Origin of the sequence: Comamonas sp. MYb21 (assembly GCF_037479395.1) — a bacterium.
Classification (GTDB): Bacteria; Pseudomonadota; Gammaproteobacteria; order Burkholderiales; family Burkholderiaceae_C; genus Comamonas.
Genome location: NZ_JBBGZC010000017.1, coordinates 25,797 through 42,993 on the forward strand (window position 1 = coordinate 25,797; position 17,197 = coordinate 42,993).

Consider the following 17,197-nt stretch of genomic DNA (forward strand, 5'->3'; position numbering starts at 1 on the left):
ATGTATGCGGGAATAGCTCAGTTGGTAGAGCGATACCTTGCCAAGGTATAGGTCGACGGTTCGAACCCGTTTTCCCGCTCCAACACATTGCGAAAAAGAGCCTCAGGGCTCTTTTTTGCTTTTCAGCGCCAGCCTTTTGCTTGCCGGAGCTCGCTGCCACCGCGAGCCTGCGAGTCGCGCAGGATTCGCAGCTTCCTTCTTCTCTGTCTTCATGCGCTACACCAGCGCTTGCAATCATCGCTGCAGCGTTGCGCTCAGCCACGATCTGCCGCTGTCTTCCTCCAACAGCGTAGCTGGAGCAGCTAGAATGGCAGGCTGCGTGCCTCGATGGTGAAATTGGTAGACACCCGGGACTTAAAATCCCGTGCCGCGAAAGTGGCGTGCCGGTTCGATCCCGGCTCGAGGCACCATCAACATGATGAATTCCAACAGGAATTCACTCGCCACACAGAGCCCCGTGAAGCTCCAAGAATTCACGGGCATCTCCTGCGGACACATCGCAGAACTCAAGCAAACCCATCAGCAATGCAGCCTCAACTGTGCCGCTGCAGGGAGCCTAACGTTCATCCTTCAGCGGAAAACGCTGACCCGGAAAGAACACGCGCTCAATCTCTCGCAGCGTGCGTGCACCAATCGTGTGGATCTTCAATAGCTTATGCGGATAGGCCTCACGCAGTTGCTCAGGCGTCTTGATGCCGGCGCGGGCAAGTGTGCGCACGGTCACCAGCGGCAGCCTGTCGTTCAAGGCCGAATCCTGGGCAAACCGGATGGATGGCGGGGCAAAGTCCGGCTCAAAGCACTGGTCCGGGAAGAAGGCCATCTCGATCTTGCGAAAGCGCAGCATGCCGATGCCATGCATGCGCAGCAATCGCAGTGGATAGGCTTGTTTGACGGCTTCCACCGAATGCACGCCATTTTTGGCCAGGATTCGGATGATGCGCTCTGACAAATGACCGTCTAGTGGGGTGTGGGGAGGGGGAGATTTGTTGTATTCATTCGACATCCAGCAAGATCGTAGAACCTGCTAGTACGGAGGAATGACGGTCGGCAGAGGGCATCGGCTGTAGGCCTTGGCAGACAGCAAATGCCAGCGCATTTCAGAGGCGGCCCTCACTGCATCTGCGCTTTGTGCTTAGCGGTCCTGCAAATGTTGTTTTTCCCCGCTGGCCTGGATCCCTTCGCGATCAGTCGATTCGTCCTCTTCCAACGGATGCAGCGGCCCCATCCACCGGAACGGCCTGCGGTTGGGGCTTTGTTGGCGCGCCAGCGCATCGACCGATTGCAGCCACTGGGTGAGTTCTTCGGCCCGCATGGTGGCGCTGCGCTGCGCACCCAAACGGCCCAGAAAGCGGCCCAGTTCCTCGTGCCAAGAGGCATAGTCGCCGCAGCCATGGGTGCACCAGTGCGGGCGCATGCCCAGCCAGGCCTTAATGCTGGGGTGCTGGCTCAGCGCGCTGGTGTCGAGGATGCAATGCACATCGACATGCGGGGGGAACATTGCTTCAACTTCGCGCAGAAACACCAGAAACTCCTGGTGCCGCAGGCGTGGTTTGCACTGCGCGGCGGGGCTTTTGCAGACGCTGTTCAGTGCCTTGCAAAGTGCGGCTGATAACGGATGCTGGCAGCCTTCGCTGCCCGGCAGGGTTGAGACTTTGCGAGGTGTTGCGGGGGCTGCCGGCAGGCTGAGTGGGCTCTTGGTATCCAGGCAGATGACCAGCGCCTTGTCGCTGCCGCTCAGGTAGATCGCGGCGGGCGCCTGCAATTGCTCCAGCAGCAGTGGGTCGCTGAAGAGTGCAAAGTGGGGGCGGGACTTGGTCTTGCCCAGCAGCTGCAGATAGCGGGCCACGCTGCTTTTGGACATGCCCGTGCGTGCAGCCAGGGCACGTACGCTGTCGGATGCGGTGTCCTCAGACGCCAGTGCTGCTTTGGCGGTGGTGGTGATAGCTTGCAGCTGGCGGTCATCGATGGTGCGGGGTTTGCCGGTTCGCATGCTGTCGTACAGACCCAGGATGCGATGGCTCGCAAACCGGCGGCGCCATTTGCCCACTGTCGCCTGGGTCAGCGCCATGCTGTTGGCAATGCTGACATTGCTGTCGCCTTCCACGCTGCGCAGGATGATCCTGGCGCGGGTGGCGATATGGGCGGGCTGGCCGGGCTTATTGGCTAAGTGTTCGAGCTGTTCTCGTTCACGCGCAGTCAGTGTGATCCCTGACTTGGGTCTGCCTTTTTCCATCGTGATTTCTCCGTCTCTCGGAATCTTCTGCGAAGCCTTTGCTGAGGGGAGCGGCTAGGAGTTGGGACGCAGCGTAAGGCGTTTTCGCAAGTCAACAGACAGCTATTGACAAGGAAGAACGAGCAGCGAGTCGCCCGAGCCTGCATCCAGCCGACCCCAGGGTTTTCCAGAAGATTCCTTGCTATGTGTTGAGGCAGCCTTTAATGCTGCTTATTTAATGGACAGATGAAATGATTACCAGCTAATTATGGTAATTTATTTTGGGACAGTATCGAATATCGATTGCATATATATGTTGTGTAGTTATGGGACGGGGCTTCATGTGGATAGCTTGGGTCATGATTTCTATGGAATTATTGTGGGATCTGTGCATCTCTGCCTAGGATTGTTCAATAACCCATGGATGTCATCAATATGACAGTTGAAAAATTTCATCTCGCAACAAATTAATTTTGACAAATAAGCTTATTCGGTCTATTTAGAGCAAGAAACACTTTGTTAACATTTTAATGAAAATGGCATGTACATTGACAAAACAGATAGATACCATTGCGCCGTTCAGTAATTGCGCTGCGCGGTCGCATGGCATGGTTTCTGAAATCACTGAATTTTCATCTGAATGATCCATGAATGAGGAGCTAGCCTTGAATATGACAAATCACACCAATTCCCATAGTGCAACTATTGCCAAGCCTGTCGCCCAGCGCAAATCGCGCGGCCAGGGTATGACGGAATACATCATTATCTTGGGCCTGATTGCGATTGCCGCGATTGCTGCTTTCAGCTTTTTTGGCCAAACCGTTCGCAGCCAGGTCGCAGGTATGGCCAAGGAAGTGGGTGGTGAATCGGGCAAGGAAGGTATTACTGCCGCACAGGCTGCTTCGGGTAAGGCGCTGACCAATGCCCAGAAGAATATGAATATGTCGACCTATACCGAAGGCGGTAACGACGGCGCCAAGTAAGAGCCGTTGTCGCAACCCTGGGTACCTTGCTGCAAAGTCGCAGGCCTTGGCCTCTGTCGTACGGTGGTAATGTCTGCGGCTTAGGCTGGGTACTCAGTGCAAACCCTTGGGGTATGCCAGGTTGAGATAATGGTTTGAAGTTATCCATGGGAGGGAGGGCCTCCGGAATTCAACGAATTACATAATAGTGGCAATCATGCATAAACCATCTTCGTATCGGTCTGGCGATCGCGTACAAAAAGGGCAGGTGATTGTCTATTTGTTGGCCATGATTCCGGTGGTTTGTCTCAGCATATTCTTGGTCTATAACACGGCCATTGTTGCGCGAGACAAAATGAAGCTGCAAAACAATGCCGATGCGATGACCTATAGCGCGTCCACGGTATTTGCGCGGCAATTGAATTTTCTGGCCTATACCAACCGGGCCATGGCCGCGAATGAAGCGGGCGTGGCGATGCTGGCCAGCTTTCAGACATCGATTGGCATGGTGGTCAGCACGGCGGCCAATATTCAAGTGGCGCGGGTGGAGATCGAAGGGCAGAAGGGCGTGTGGAACCTGGCCCAGGCATCGGCGGCAGCTGCGCGTTATGACTTCATCAGCGCCATCAATTACCTGGTCAAGTGGGGCCGCAATGTACAGGCCGCTGCCAAGTACCAGCGCCAGGCCAACAATATCGCCAAGGCGATTGAGCCCTCGGCCCGGCCGTTCCAGATCATGGTCGATGCACTGCGGGTGCTCAACACCGCCATTTCGCTGGCCCAGGCGGCAACGACTGGCGTCAGCATTCCCGAGGCCATCGTGGTCGCCAAGGATGTGCTCAACGACAACGACGACAAGGCCTATTTGCCGGTGGCGGCCAATGCACCGCTGATTGCCAGCTCGTCGCTGGAGTTTCTCAACTTCATCAAGCTCTACAGCACCACGTCGGACCGCCGCAACGACGAGGACGATTTTTTTGACGCGATGCGCTTTGCCCATGCGGCGCAGGCCACACGCGATGACTTCACCAAGGACCGGCGCATTTTCCCGGGCTTTATCAAGCAGGGCATCACCGGCATGCAAAACGAGGGCGACAGTTTTGACCTCTCCAGCGGCCCGATTGCCACGGCCATGCAAGAGCTGCTCAAAGGCACGGTGTCCTGGAAGGGCGGCACCGAGCTAGTCGCCACCCGGGGCTCGGATGTGCTGGACGAGCGTGGCCGCATCCGTTGGCAATCGGCTGACTCGGTGAACGTGGCCGGCGCTGGCGTGCTGCTGGCCGAGCGCTTTGTTGGCGACTTCGGTCTGGGCGCGGCCACCGCCACGGGCGGCTCCGGCTATGCGGACAAGGGCTGGTCCGGCAACCGCCTGGCCTTGCGCTCCTACGACAAGAACTTCAAGCCGCGCAATGTGGACCCCGAATACCAGAGCGATGAAAAGCGCGACTACGGCAAGCTGACCAAGGACGGCCTGTCCGACAGCGCCATCTATGCGGCGGGCCGCGACCGCGATGGCAATACACTGCTCGTGCCTTTCGCCGTGCTGCAGTTCAACTCGGCCTACAAGTACAAGCCGCGCACCGACATTGGCCTGGTCACCAAGAATTTCTCCTTGCCCCGCTACTGGGATGTGCGCCAGCTGCGCACGCTCAAGGGCCGGGACCAGGACAAGTGGTACGGCGACCTGTCGATGACCAGCATCAACCCGCGCAAGTGGGGCAGCCTGACCGACAAGGGGCCCACGATCTCGGTGATGGTTGCGCGCAAGGGCAGCGATGTTCGCACCGGCGAGCAGGCGGGCTTTGGCTATGCCAAGGACGACTACAGCATTGGCCTGCGCGACCGCATGTTTGGCGGTGATATGAGCGCGCTGTCGTCGGCCCAGCTGTATTTCAAGCGGCCGCAGGACCGCTGGCAACGCCGCGACATGACCAAGGACCAGTACAAGTCGCTGCAGATTGCCGGGCGCACGATCAAGGTCGGCTTTACCGGCGGCTATATCGAGCACAAGAACCTTTTCTCCCCGTACTGGCAGGTCCACCATGTCGAGCCCTCCATCTGGGCGCGTGGCGTGGCCGTGGCCGGATCGGCCCTGGGCGGGTCGGATGGCCTGTTCGGGGGCGGCGAGCCCGACAACCAGGATGCGGCGCAATGATGTCCCAGACTCCCCCGATGAAGACCCTGCGCCGCCGTGCCCGGCGCCGCGCGCAGCAGGGCAGCGCGTTGGTCGAGGTGACCTTGATCAGCGGCTTTGCGGCATTGCTGATGGCGGCTATCCCCTTGATCGCCGATTACGGCCAGGCGCGCATGCAGGTCACCGCAGCGGCCAAGCTCAATGCCTGGCAGCGCTCGGTCTGGTTTCCTGCAGCGACGGAGACCGAGGTCATGTCGGCCGACCAGTACAAGGGCGCGAGCGGGTCCATCCGCAAGTCCGATGCCGAGCTGAGCAATGATTTGCGCCGCCATGTGTTCCGTGATCCGGCGCAGGACACCGACACCGGCGTGCATGGCGAGACCGTGTCCGAGTTCACGTCGGGCCAGGCGCGCATGCCTGATTTCAACGAGTCGCTCACGGCCAAGACCACGGCCGCGCCGCTGCCCTCGGTCGCCGCCTTCATGGACACCATCTTCTCCAAGGTCGGTGAGGTGCAGAACCTGGCCAAGGGCGAGTCGATTGCCAAGTTCCGCTTTGTCACCCAGGGCTATATGCGCACCGAGGTGGCGCTGGAGCGCGGTGCCGGTTTTTCTGCCGAGCGCTTTCCTACCGAGTTCGGCAAGGTCGCATCGGCCTTGCACAAGAACGACATGCCGCTGCCGCTCAAGCTGCAGATCAAGGACCATGTGACCATGCTGTCCGAGCCCTGGAGCGCCGGCGGCACCAACCGCGAGGAGTCCAAGATCCAGGGCCTGGTGCCGATGAAGCTGCTGGACCGGCCCGAGTACCAGGACTTCCGCGCGCCGCTGGGGCAGCTGGGCAGCACGCTCAAGTGGCTCTGGCCCACCTTTGACCACAACCTGCTCACCATGGGCCTGGCGCCAGGCGATGCGCAGGAGAAGTCGGTACCGCTGGACCGCTACGAGTGGCTGCAGAAGGTGCCTGCGAATGAGCATTACAACGACAACCCGGGCGAGCATGAGTGCGGACCGCTGGAGAAGCCCGACGGCAAGGACTGCTTCCGCTTCTACCGCGCGTTCCCGCCGCCGCCGGTCGTCAACACCTTGCCATGACAATGATGCTGTTGCACCGGCCCAGGCGGGGAGCGTTGGCTGCCCGCCGGCCAGCAGGGCTGTGGGGGCCGCTGGCCTGGTTGCTGTTGGCCGCGCTGGCGGCCGCCATGCCGCTGGCAGCGCGCGCTGCACCCGCCAGCGCCATTGCCTGGCCGGCCATCCTGTTCCCCGACAAGAACCTGTCGCCCTACTGGGTGGCTGAGTTGATCGTACAGAACAAGATACCGATGCAGATCCAGGCCTTTGATGTCGATGGCGACACGCGCAAGGCCCAGCGTTTCTACCAGGAATGGCTGGGCGGCAAGGCCGATTTTTCAGAGACCACGCTCGACGGCATTCCGATCCTCGGCGCGCGTGACGGCAATTTCCGCATCACGGTGGAATTCCGGCCCCTGCCCAGCGGCAAGCAGCAGGTGCGCATCTCCTCGGCCTGGCTGCACGGCGCCGTGCCGCAACTGGTCAGCGACCAGCTGCAGCGCCGCAGCCACCTGGCCGTGCCGATGGGCAGCGATGAGTTCTCCGACACCTTTTCGTTCGATGCAGACCGGGTCAACCGCACCAGCGTCTGGGGCAATACCTTGAGCGTCGAGGCCAATGAGCTCTACATCCGCGAGCAGGCGCTGGTGGCGGGCTGGACGGTGTTGAGCCGCAAGACCATCAAGGGCGGCACGCGTGCCCAGGTGGTGCTGCGGCGTGGCGGGCAGGAGGCGGTGATCGCCATCGCCCACAACGGCGTGGGTTGCTCCATCGTCATCAGCAACACCTTGCCGCAGGCCTAGCCGCGTCCCCCATGCCGATACCCAAGCACCCCACCCCTGTTCCTCGCGCCAGCCGGCAATCCGGGCAGATCATGACCGAGTACGTGATCGTCGCCGGTGTGCTGGCCGCCGTTTTCTTTGCACCGATGCCGGGTGCCGACAAGTCTTTGTTTCAGCTGCTGATTGATGCCTTTCGCGCAGCCTGGGCTTCCTATTCCTACACGATCTCTTTGCCATGGTGACCCCAAACTCTCCCAAACCGAATCGTTTCTCACGGCTGGCCAATGGCTCGCGCCGTGCCGCCCCGCTGATCGCCGCCATTACCCTGGGTGTGGTGGCCGCGGGCCTGGGCTGGTACTACCTCAAGACCTCCGAGGCCGAGATCCAGGCCAACCTGGAGTCCGAAGCCGAGCGCCTGCGCACCGATGTGGTGGTGCCGATCCAGAACATTCCCGCTGGCACCGCGCTCTTGCCCGAGATGGTGGCCAAGCGCAGCGTGCCCTCGGCCTATGTGCATGCCGATGTGCTGACGCCGGACATGATCGACGGCTTTCTGGGGCGCCAGCTGTCGGTGGACATCAGTGCCGGCAAGCCGCTGCTGGCCAACTTTTTTGTCACGCCGCGCAAGCTGTTCTCCGAAGAGCTCGAAGCGGGCGTGCGCGCCGTGACCATTCCGGTCGATGAGGTCAGCACCATCTCGGGCATGCTGCGCGCGGGCGACCATATCGACTTTCTGTTCATTGCCGACAAGGATGGCGGCACCCAGGCCGAGGACGCCATCGTCGTGCCGCTGTTGCAGGACGTGGTGGTGCGTGCGACCGGCCAGATCACCTCCGAGCAGTTCTCCGAGCTGCGCAAGCGCCCTGATATTGCCAACACCGTCGATCCCTACCGCCAGCGCAGCTACACCACGGTGACCGTGGGCCTGCCGCCGGTCGATGCCCAGCGCCTCATCCTGGCGCAGAAGCTCGGCAAGATCGTTGCGGCCCTGCGCAATGCCGATGACCGCCAGAAGCTCGACACCGGCACCAACGCCCAGCAGCTGGCCAGCTATATCGACAGCTTCCGTCCCCAGCAGCCCGTCGTGCGCGCAGCGCCTACCCGCGCCCCGGCGATGGTCGAGTACATCGTGGGCGGTGGCGGGGTCAAGACCCAGATGCAAACCCCGCTGGCGGCCTTGCTGGGCGCTGCGGCCGTGCCTGGCGCTACGGTGCCCGCGCCCCAGGCGCCTGCCGTCACCGGTTCCTACTGATTTCCGCCCCGTCCTGCATTCTTCCCCGGCCACGCTGCGCCATTCGCTCCATAGAGTTGGTAGACCATGAATTCCTCGATGATCTGTATGCCTCGTCCCCGCCCAGCCCTCCCGACTTTGGGGGCAAGGGCTTGCGTTGCGCTCGCCCTGGCCCTGCCCATGGCTCCGTTGCTGGCCGCGCAGGCCTCCTCGGGCAGCACCTCGCCCACCGCGGGCGGCGCACTGGGCGATATGCTGCGCGCCGCGCAGCGAGCGTCGCTGCAGGCCGAGGCCGAGCAGCGTGACGGCGATGGCGGTGATTTCGCCCGCGATACCGAAGGGGGCGCGGCGCCTTCCGCATCGCCGGGCTTTCGCACCTTGCCCACTGTCAGCGTCAACACCCAGCCCGCCTCCGATATATCGGGCATCGGCGGTGTGCAGCCCTTGGTCATCAAGCACCTGCCCACGTCACTGTCGCTCTATGTGGGGCAGATGACCTTGATCGAGCTGCGCGACGTGGTGCGGGTGGCCGTCGGCAATGGCAAGGTGATGGAGGCGCGGGTGGTGGACCAAAAGAGCCTGCTGCTGACGGCGCTGGACGCTGGCGAAAGCACGGTCCATATCTGGCGCAAGGACGGCCAGGTCAGCAGCCTCAAGGCGCGCGTCAACGTGGTCGATCTGGACCGCATCGAAGGCGAGATATCGATGCTGACGGCCGGCATCACCGGTGTGAGCGTCTCCCGCGTGGGCGAGAAGATCATTCTTGATGGCGCCAACCTTGACCCGGCGGCAGTCTCGCGGCTGCGGGAGATTGCGCGCATGTACGGCCCGGCCGTGGTGTCCTTCGCCACCTCCGAGCGCCTGCGCGTGGACCGCATGATCGAGATGGACGTGCGCATTGTCGAGTTCTCGCGCTCGGCGCTGGACGACCTGGGCATGAAGTGGGATACGACCGGCGGTGGCTTCAACTTTGGCCTGTTCTCCGATATCGCCTCCAACGGCGGCTACCGCATCCTGCCGGAGAACTCGCCCTTTCTGAACCTGGACAGCGGCTACGGCCAGGGCTTTTTGGACCAGCGCCGGCGCAAGGCGCGCTACTACTTTGGCCTGAGCACGGCGCTGACCTCGGCCATCAACTTGCAGGTGCAGCGTGGCAATGCGATGCTGCTGGCCTCGCCCAAGCTCACCACCCGCAGCGGCGGCGAAGCGCGCTTCCTCTCGGGCGGTGAAATTCCCTTGCCCGCGATGAGCGCGCTGGGCACCGGCTCGGTCAACTACAAGCCCTATGGCCTGCGCCTGCATGTCAAGCCGATGGCCGATGGCGCGGGCAACATCTCCGGCTCGATCCTGGCCGAGGTCAGCAACATCGACCAGTCGGTCTCGGTTGATGGCATCCCGGGGCTGCTGACGCGCCGCACCGAGAGCGAGTTCAATGTCGATGACGGCGACACCATCATCCTCTCGGGCCTGCTCAGCCGCCAGTCCTCGCGCGCCACCGATGGCCTGCCGGGCCTGCGCAATGTGCCGGTACTGGGCTGGGCCTTCAAGAACAACAACGACAGCGACACCCAGATCGAGACCGTGGTGTTCATCACCCCGCGTGTGGTGACCGCCCGCGATTCGCGCCCCCGCCTGGAGCGCACGCAGCAGATGGAAGAGCAGATCTCCAACGGCTTTACCGACCTGACCGAAGACCTCTACCGCAACTCCAAAAAGGCCGAGCCGCCGATGCCCGAGCGCGGTCTGGACCCCGAGAGCTATTCGCACAACTGATGGCTGCGGCCGCTGATCCCGGAGAAGACCGTGCATAAGTTACTAGTCAATTCGCCCCGCCAGAAGGCGCAGGAGTTCGAGCTCGGCGCCGAGACTTTCACCATCGGCAAATCCAGCGACCGCTCCTTGCACCTGACCGGCTGGAACGTGGCCCGCGACCATGCGGTGGTGATGCTGCATGACGGCGATGTCTTCATCGAAGACCGGGGCAGCCTGTTTGGCACCTGGGTCAACAACGAGCGCGTGACCCGCTATGGCCCCTGCCGAGGGGGTGAGGAAGTGGTGGTCGGTGGGCACTCGATCATCGTCGTGCTCGATGACAAACTGGGCGGACAGCGCGAAGAAGCGCAGAGCCCGGGCCAGACTTCCCAGCCATTACTGGAGCACCAGCGCCCCACGCGCAACGAGCCCCGTCCCGAGGACCCGATGCTGCAGTGGCGCCGCCTGCTGCACCGCCAGTTGCTCGAGCAATTGGAAGCGCGCCGCATCGACACCATCAAGATGAAGGACGATGAGCTGCGCTCCAACGTGCGCGCGCTGATTGCCGAAATCATCCGCGACACGCCCAACCTGCCCGAGACCATTGACCGCGCCGAGCTGAGCCAGCAGCTGCTCGACGAAGCCATTGGCCTAGGCCCGCTGGAAGTGCTGCTGCAGGACGATTCGGTGACCGAAGTGATGGTCAACCGTTTTGACGAGATCTGGATCGAGCGGCGCGGGCGCCTGGAGCGCACCGATGTGTCCTTCACCAGCGACCTGGCGGTCAATGGCGCCATCGAGCGCATCGTGACGCCGCTGGGCCGGCGCATCGACGAGAGCTCGCCGATGGTTGATGCGCGCCTCAAAGACGGCTCGCGGGTGAACGCCATCATCCCGCCGCTGGCGATTCGCGGCCCCAGCATCACCATCCGTAAGTTTCCGAAGAAGCGCATGGGCGCCGAGGGCATGGTGCAGTACCAGTCGATCTCGCAGGCCATGGTCGATTTTCTGCAGCTGGCCGTCGAGAACAAGCTCAACATCGTGGTCTCGGGCGGTACCGGCACCGGCAAGACCACCTTGCTGAACATGATGTCCAACTTCATCCCCAACGACGAGCGCATCCTGACGGTGGAGGATGCCGCCGAACTCTCGCTGAACCAGCCCAACCTGGTGTCGCTCGAAGCGCGCCCGGCCAACGTCGAAGGCAAGGGGGCCGTATCGATCCGCGACCTGGTCAAGAACTCGCTGCGGATGCGCCCGGACCGCATCGTCGTCGGTGAGTGCCGAAGCGGCGAAGCACTGGACATGCTGCAGGCGATGAACACCGGCCACGATGGCTCGCTCACCACCTTGCACGCGAACTCGCCGCGCGATGCCGCAGCCCGTATGGAGGTGCTGGTGACCATGGCGGGCATGAACATCCCCGTCACCGCGATCCGCGAGCAGATTGCCTCGGCCATCCACCTGATGGTGCAGCTCACCCGCTTTCCCTGCGGCAGCCGCAAGATCACCCAGATCACCGAGGTGCTCAACTGCACCGATGGCGTGATCCAGATGCAGGATATTTTTGTGTTCCGCAAAACCGGGCTGGATGCCGAGTTTCGCACCCAGGGCCGCTTTGAGGCGACCGGGGTGATCCCGGACTTTGTTGCCAAGCTGGTTGAGCACGGCGTGCCGGTGAACATGGAGGAATTGTTCTTCCAGGGAGAGCCGGCATGAAGAACTGGCAGTTCCTCGGCTTTTTGCTGGCCGCCGCCGGCTTTGTGGTGCTCTCGGGCTGGCTGGTCTACAGCCGCATGGGCGAGTGGCGCGACAAGTCCAATGTCTACCTGCGCGGCCGTGGCCTCCGGATTCTGGGCATCTCGGAGTTCCATGCGCAAAAGGCGCTGACCCTGGCGACCGGCCATGTGGCCATGGTGGTCGTGGCCGGCATCATCACCTACCTGATTGCGCGCAACTGGTTGCTGGTGGTGGTGGTTTGCGGTGCCGTGTACTTTTTGCCGGCACGCTGGTTTGCCTGGCAGCGCAAGAAGCGGCGCGAGCGCATCGAGGCCGAGCTGCCCGATGCCTTGCTCTTCATTGCCAGCGCATTGCGCGCGGGCAGTGCGCTGTCGGTGGCGTTGCAGATTCTGGTGCGTGACCAGAAAGGCCCGCTGGGCGATGAGTTCGCGATCGTGCTCAAGGAGCAGCGCATTGGCCTGTCCTTTGACGACGCGGTGCAGAACATGTCGCGGCGCATCCAGATTCCGGACTTCATGCTGGTGGTGGTGGCCTTGCGGGTGGCCAAGGAAGTGGGCGGCAACCTGTCCGAGCCGCTGCAGCTGCTGGCCGAGACCCTGCGCAAGAAAGCGATGCTGGAAGGGCGCATCAAGGCGCTCACGGCCCAGGGCCGCATCCAGGGCCTGGTGATGACCATGTTCCCGGTCGTGCTGGGCGGCATTCTGTACCTGATGCAGCCGACCATGCACCTGCTGTTTGTCACGCCCATCGGCTGGGGGGTGCTGGCCGTGATGGTTGTGATGCTCGCCTTGGGCTACATGTCCATCAAGAAAATTGTCGCCATCGACATCTGAGCCATGAAAAACGCCATTCTGCTTGCCGCCATCTTTCTGTCCGCTGTGATGGCCGGCATCATCTTGCTGTACTTCGTCGCCATTGTGCGCAAGGCCCGGCCATCGGTGCGCGAGCACATGGATCCGCTGCCCTGGGGCATTCGCCTCATCTGGCCGGCCGTCAACGTGCTGCAGTTCCATGTCTCGGAGATTGCGCCCACCTCGAGCCTGCTGCGCTGGAAGCGCAAACTGCAACTGGCCGGCCTGGAATATGTGCTCAAGGCCGAGGAGATCATCGCCGTGCGCGTGATCGCGATGGCCGTGGTGGCGCTGGCCTTCACGGGCGCTGCGATGGCGCTGAAGATCGATGGCCAGTGGGTGCGGCTGGCCTGCCTGGCAGGCCTGCTGCTGGGCTGGATGCTGCCGGCGATCTGGGTCAATGACCGCAAGAAGCGCCGCGACAAGGAAGTGCTGCGCACCTTGCCCGGCTACCTCGACCTGATCACGCTGTGCTGCCAGGCGGGTCTGGGCTTGACGGCGGCGATCTCGCAGGCGGTGCAAAAGGGCCCGCGTGGCGCAATGCACGAAGAGCTCGAACGCCTGCTGCGCGAGATGCGCACCGGCATGAGCCGGATGGACGCCTTCAACGCCATGGCCGAGCGCATGGACAACAAGCATGTGCGCGGCCTGGTCTCCAACCTGACCCAGGCCGAGTCGCTGGGTGCCAGCGTCACCGATACCCTGGTCGCCATCTCCGAGCAGCGCCGTACCGAGCGCTTCCAGCACGCCGAGAAGCTGGCGATGGAAGCGCCCGTGAAAATGCTCGGCCCGCTGGTGATCTTTATCTTTCCGGTCACCTTCATGGTGATCTTTTTTCCACTCGCGGTGCAGATGTACCAGACCTTGAAATGAAGGGGCCAGGCATGCCCGCGCTCAAAGTACAGCTGGCCCGGCGCTTTTCCGAGCGCGCCTTTGGCCTCATTTTTCGCCCGCCTCCGGCCAGCGGCGAGGCGCTGGCGTTCGATCGCTGCGCGGCCGTGCACACCTGCTTCATGCGCTATGCGATCGATGTGGTGTTTGTCGATGCGCAGCAGCAGGTGCTGCGCATCAGTGCGGGCCTTGCGCCTTGGCGCATGGCCTGGTGCCGGGGCGCCAAGCGCGTGCTGGAGCTGCGCAGCGGCGAGGCCGCGCGCCTGGGCCTGGCGCCGGGCCAGCGGCTGCAACTGTGTTGAAGGAGCTTTGCCATGTTCTTGAAGAAAACCAAGCCAGCGCGGCAAAGCGGGGTGTCGATGACCGAGACCTTGATCGCGCTGCCGGTGGTGCTGGTGTTCACGCTGTCGCTGATCCAGTTTGCGCTGATCTACCGCGCAAGGCTCACCTTGCAGTACGCCGCCAATGAGGCCGCGCGCGTGGGCTCGCTCAACAATGCGCTGCCGCTGCCCTATGACCTGCGCATTCCGCTGGCCAAGAAGGGCATGCTGGCCGATGTGAGCCTGGGCAATGTCAAATCGGCGCTCACCAAGGGCAGCGTCTGGCAAGGCTTTGTGCGCGGCATGATGCCGCTTTATGTGTCCGAGTCCAGCGTCTCTGGCCTGCTCAAGGGCTGGGTCAACACCAATACCGACCTGATCCAGGGCAGCTGCATCGAGTACGTCAACCCCACGCAAAACACCTTCCTGGACTGGGCGATGGTGGAGAACTATGGCGAGTCGCGCGGCATTGTGCGCATCCCCAACGACAGCCTGCGCTACCGCAAGCCGCTGCCCTATGAGCGCGATGCCCGCACGGGGGCCACCGACACCTACAACGGCGATACGCCGAACCTGGAAGACACGCGGCTGCGCGGTGCCGTCTCCAACAAGACCTTGGGCGAGACCAATATCCTGCACCTGCGCGTGCACTATGGCTACAAGCTCAGTGTGCCGATTGCCGGGCCCATCATCATCAAGGCCATGCAGGGCTACCGCTATGTCTCCAAGCACATCGGCTCGGTGCTGACGACCGGCGACGATGTGCTCAGTGCAGAAGCCACTGACCTCTCGGCCATCAATGCCTTCTTTCTGGCGAGCGACCGCTTTCCGCTGACGCAGGAGGCCTCGGTGGGCATGCAGTCCTCGCTGTACTGGCATCCGTTCTATGCCTTTGGGCCGGCGCGCGATACCTCGGACCTCAATGCCAGCTTCAAATGGGACGTGGCCGACGGCAACAGCGGCCTGGGTGACTACGCCACCCTGGTGCCGGATCTGGTCGGTAATATCCGCAACGGAGCGCAGTGGGTGACCTCCCATGTCGGCAATGCGGCCATGGATGGCCTCAAGGACGTGGTGGGCCTGCGCAATGCCTTCTGCCCGGCGATCTGGGCCAATCCGATGGGGGTGGAGAATGTGCCCAATCCATTCGATGCGGCGCCTTAATGGGCGATTGGCTGCTGCGGCCGCGCTGCTGTTGACTGCCGTGCTGGGCGCCGCCCCGGCCTGGGCGCAGACGGTGTGCAAGAGCGAGGGGGTTGAATACATTCTGGGCGGTGCCGCTGCGAGCGGACCCGGCTGCAAGGCCGCAGCCGCCGCTGCACCGCCAGCACGCCGCACCTTGCGCATGGCCGCACCCGCACCCGCACCCGCCCCGGCGCCTACCCCGTCGCAAGGCCCGCGCCCGCGTGAACGCGCAGATTTTGGCCAGGACGAGCGCCGCCTGATCCTGGAGACCGAGCTGATAAAGGCCCAGCAGGTGCTGCAGGGCTTCTCCCAGGCGCTGGGCGGTTCAGCCGGCAGTGCGGCACCGGCAGACAAGAGCCGCGCGCTGGCCGATGTGCGGGCCCTCACGGCCGAGCTGGCCCGGCTGCCGCCGGTGGCAAGCCGCTGAGCGTTGGTCTTGCTCCTCCAGCGATTGCAGCAGCGCGTCCGCATTCGCATAGCCCGCCGCCTTGGACCGCCGGGCCCAGAACCATGCGCCTGCAGCGTCCTGGGTGTGGATGGCGATTTGCGCCAGGTTGTAGGCGGCGGCGCCATCGCCCAGGTCCGCAGCCAGCACCAGCCAGTCCCGCGCCTGTGCGTCATCGTTGTCTACGGAACGCAGATGCTGGTAGACATTGAGGGCGGCGCGCTTGTCGCCCGCCTGCGCCAGGCGCTTTTGGCGCAGCAGCTCAGACTCCGACATGCGGGCAATGCCGGCGCTGTTGGCGCCGGGCTCATAGCGGATGCCGGTCGGCGGGGCGGGCAGCGGCGCATAGGGGATTTGCTTGCAACCGGCGCTGGCCAGTAGCGCAAGCAATGCCAGGGGGAGGGCGGTGGAGGACAGGCGCATCGCCGCATTGTGGCATTCCGGTGCCATCAACGCTTTCAGCGCACAAAGGTGGAGGGCTGCAGATCCGGTGTGGTGGCCTTGCGCCGCTCCAGCCAGAATGCTTCGTTCCTGGTCAGCATCTGGAAGTCCTGCGCATCCTGCAGCTTTTGCGCCGCATCCATCGGCCAGTTCGGGTTGTAGATCAGCTCACGTGCCAACGCCACCAGGTCCGCGTCGCCGTTGCGCAAAATGGCCTCGGCCTGCTGCGCATGCACGATCAGGCCCACGGCCATCGTGCGCGCGCCGGTGGCGGCCTGGATGGCCGATGCCAGTTCGACCTGGTAGCCATAGCTGGCAGACTCGCCGCCGCGCAGCGGCGAGCCGGCAATGCCGCCCGAGGAGCAGTCGATCACATCGACACCCAGCGGCAGCAGGCGTTTGACCAGCGCGATGCTGTCCTCCAGCGTCCAGCCACCGGGCGCGCCGTCGGTGCAGGACAGGCGCACAAAGAGGGGCAGGCCTGCTGGCCACACGGCGCGCACCGCATCGACGACGGTCAGCAGCAGCCGGCAGCGGTTGTCAAAGCTGCCGCCCCAGGCATCGCCGCGCTGGTTGGCCAGCGGTGACAGAAAGCTGTGCAGCAGATAGCCATGGCCGGCATGCAGCTCCAGCACCTGGTAGCCCGCGCGCGCGGCGCGGCGGGCAGCGGCGGCAAAGGCCTCCACCACCTGCTGGATCTGCTGCAGCGACATGGGTGTCGGCGTATCGAGGCCCTTGCCTGCGGGGATCGCGCTCGGGCCCATCGGCATCCAGGCATCCCAGTCGGCGATGTCCGGCTGGTAGGGCAGAGGCCCCCGGCCCTGCGCGGGTGTCAGCTGCCGGGCCTTGCGGCCGGCATGCATCAGCTGGATGCCTGGCGTGGTGCCGCAGTCGCGCATCAGCTGCACGATGCGCTGCAAGGGCGCGACCATGTCGTCCTGCCACAGCCCGATATCGCCCAAGGTGCCGCAGCCGCGCCGCTCCACACCGGTGCCTTCCTGGAACACCAGGCCGCTGCCGCCGGCGGCCAGGCGCCCCAGGTGCATCAGATGCCAGTCCTGCACCTGGCCGTGGCGGCCCTGGTACTGCCACATGGGGGCGGCGACGATGCGGTTCTTGATCACCACATCGCGCAGCTGCAGTGGGCGGAAAAGCTGGTTCTGGGTTTCGCTGTGGGCCAT

Annotated in this window: 17 protein-coding genes and 2 tRNA genes; 15 read left to right on the forward strand and 4 right to left on the reverse strand. The window is 63.3% G+C overall.

Annotation, left to right across the window (positions count from 1 at the left end):
* Positions 1–6: 6 nt before the first annotated feature.
* Together WH367_RS21890 and WH367_RS21895 are read left to right on the forward strand one after the other, a co-directional pair.
* Positions 7–82: transfer RNA gene (locus tag WH367_RS21890), tRNA-Gly, on the forward strand.
* Between the two features lie 239 nt (positions 83–321).
* Positions 322–410: transfer RNA gene (locus WH367_RS21895), tRNA-Leu, on the forward strand.
* A 146-nt stretch (positions 411–556) separates the two neighbouring features.
* Here the strand turns inward: WH367_RS21895 and WH367_RS21900 are convergent.
* Together WH367_RS21900 and WH367_RS21905 are read right to left on the reverse strand one after the other, a co-directional pair.
* The gene (locus WH367_RS21900) at positions 557–1,003 is read right to left on the reverse strand and encodes a helix-hairpin-helix domain-containing protein (protein WP_339537657.1); all 447 of its coding nucleotides are present in this window, start codon (positions 1,001–1,003) and stop codon (positions 557–559) included.
* A 129-nt stretch (positions 1,004–1,132) separates the two neighbouring features.
* Positions 1,133–2,233 carry a helix-turn-helix domain-containing protein gene (locus WH367_RS21905; protein WP_339537658.1) on the reverse strand — a complete coding sequence of 367 codons (1,101 nt, stop codon included), beginning with the start codon at positions 2,231–2,233 and terminating at the stop codon, positions 1,133–1,135.
* Positions 2,234–2,859: 626 nt separating this feature from the next.
* On the opposite strand from WH367_RS21905, the gene WH367_RS21910 reads away from it, so the two are divergent.
* From WH367_RS21910 to WH367_RS21970, 13 genes are all read left to right on the forward strand, one after another.
* A complete protein-coding gene (locus tag WH367_RS21910; RefSeq protein WP_021027438.1) occupies positions 2,860–3,195 on the forward strand; it encodes a hypothetical protein in 336 nt (111 codons plus the stop codon).
* A 334-nt stretch (positions 3,196–3,529) separates the two neighbouring features.
* The gene (locus tag WH367_RS21915) at positions 3,530–5,329 is read left to right on the forward strand and encodes a hypothetical protein (RefSeq protein WP_339518862.1); all 1,800 of its coding nucleotides are present in this window, start codon (positions 3,530–3,532) and stop codon (positions 5,327–5,329) included.
* The gene (locus tag WH367_RS21920) at positions 5,329–6,402 is read left to right on the forward strand and encodes a hypothetical protein (RefSeq protein ID WP_148293198.1); all 1,074 of its coding nucleotides are present in this window, start codon (positions 5,329–5,331) and stop codon (positions 6,400–6,402) included. Before WH367_RS21915 ends, WH367_RS21920 begins: the two co-directional genes overlap by 1 nt.
* Positions 6,399–7,181, forward strand: a complete 783-nt coding sequence (locus WH367_RS21925; RefSeq protein ID WP_339537659.1) for a hypothetical protein — start codon at positions 6,399–6,401, stop codon at positions 7,179–7,181. Before WH367_RS21920 ends, WH367_RS21925 begins: the two co-directional genes overlap by 4 nt.
* An 11-nt stretch (positions 7,182–7,192) precedes the next feature.
* Positions 7,193–7,402, forward strand: a complete 210-nt coding sequence (locus WH367_RS21930) for a hypothetical protein (protein WP_312987518.1) — start codon at positions 7,193–7,195, stop codon at positions 7,400–7,402.
* On the forward strand, positions 7,396–8,412 hold the full coding sequence (gene cpaB / locus WH367_RS21935) for a Flp pilus assembly protein CpaB (protein WP_182345174.1): 1,017 nt from the start codon (positions 7,396–7,398) through the stop codon (positions 8,410–8,412). The genes WH367_RS21930 and cpaB overlap by 7 nt, the downstream gene beginning before the upstream one ends.
* 159 nt (positions 8,413–8,571) lie before the next feature.
* Positions 8,572–10,164: a type II and III secretion system protein family protein gene (locus WH367_RS21940; protein WP_339537660.1), complete on the forward strand. Its 1,593-nt coding sequence runs from the start codon at positions 8,572–8,574 to the stop codon at positions 10,162–10,164.
* Positions 10,165–10,194: 30 nt separating this feature from the next.
* Positions 10,195–11,862 carry an ATPase, T2SS/T4P/T4SS family gene (locus WH367_RS21945; protein WP_021027431.1) on the forward strand — a complete coding sequence of 556 codons (1,668 nt, stop codon included), beginning with the start codon at positions 10,195–10,197 and terminating at the stop codon, positions 11,860–11,862.
* Positions 11,859–12,716, forward strand: coding sequence for a type II secretion system F family protein (locus WH367_RS21950; RefSeq protein WP_339537661.1), 858 nt, complete (start codon positions 11,859–11,861; stop codon positions 12,714–12,716). The genes WH367_RS21945 and WH367_RS21950 overlap by 4 nt, the downstream gene beginning before the upstream one ends.
* Before the next feature lie 3 nt (positions 12,717–12,719).
* Entirely contained in the window at positions 12,720–13,607 is an 888-nt protein-coding gene (locus WH367_RS21955) for a type II secretion system F family protein (RefSeq protein ID WP_021027429.1), read from the forward strand.
* A gap of 11 nt (positions 13,608–13,618) precedes the next feature.
* Positions 13,619–13,927, forward strand: a complete 309-nt coding sequence (locus tag WH367_RS21960; RefSeq protein ID WP_148293196.1) for a DUF192 domain-containing protein — start codon at positions 13,619–13,621, stop codon at positions 13,925–13,927.
* A gap of 12 nt (positions 13,928–13,939) precedes the next feature.
* Entirely contained in the window at positions 13,940–15,109 is a 1,170-nt protein-coding gene (locus WH367_RS21965; protein ID WP_339537662.1) for a TadE family protein, read from the forward strand.
* A 7-nt stretch (positions 15,110–15,116) separates the two neighbouring features.
* Positions 15,117–15,557, forward strand: coding sequence for a hypothetical protein (locus tag WH367_RS21970; protein ID WP_339537663.1), 441 nt, complete (start codon positions 15,117–15,119; stop codon positions 15,555–15,557).
* Here WH367_RS21970 and WH367_RS21975 read toward each other — a convergent pair.
* Both WH367_RS21975 and WH367_RS21980 read right to left on the reverse strand, forming a co-directional pair.
* Positions 15,456–16,025, reverse strand: coding sequence for a hypothetical protein (locus WH367_RS21975; protein WP_339537664.1), 570 nt, complete (start codon positions 16,023–16,025; stop codon positions 15,456–15,458). The genes WH367_RS21970 and WH367_RS21975 overlap by 102 nt on opposite strands.
* Before the next feature lie 8 nt (positions 16,026–16,033).
* Positions 16,034–17,197, reverse strand: coding sequence for an NADH:flavin oxidoreductase/NADH oxidase (locus WH367_RS21980; protein ID WP_339537665.1), 1,164 nt, complete (start codon positions 17,195–17,197; stop codon positions 16,034–16,036).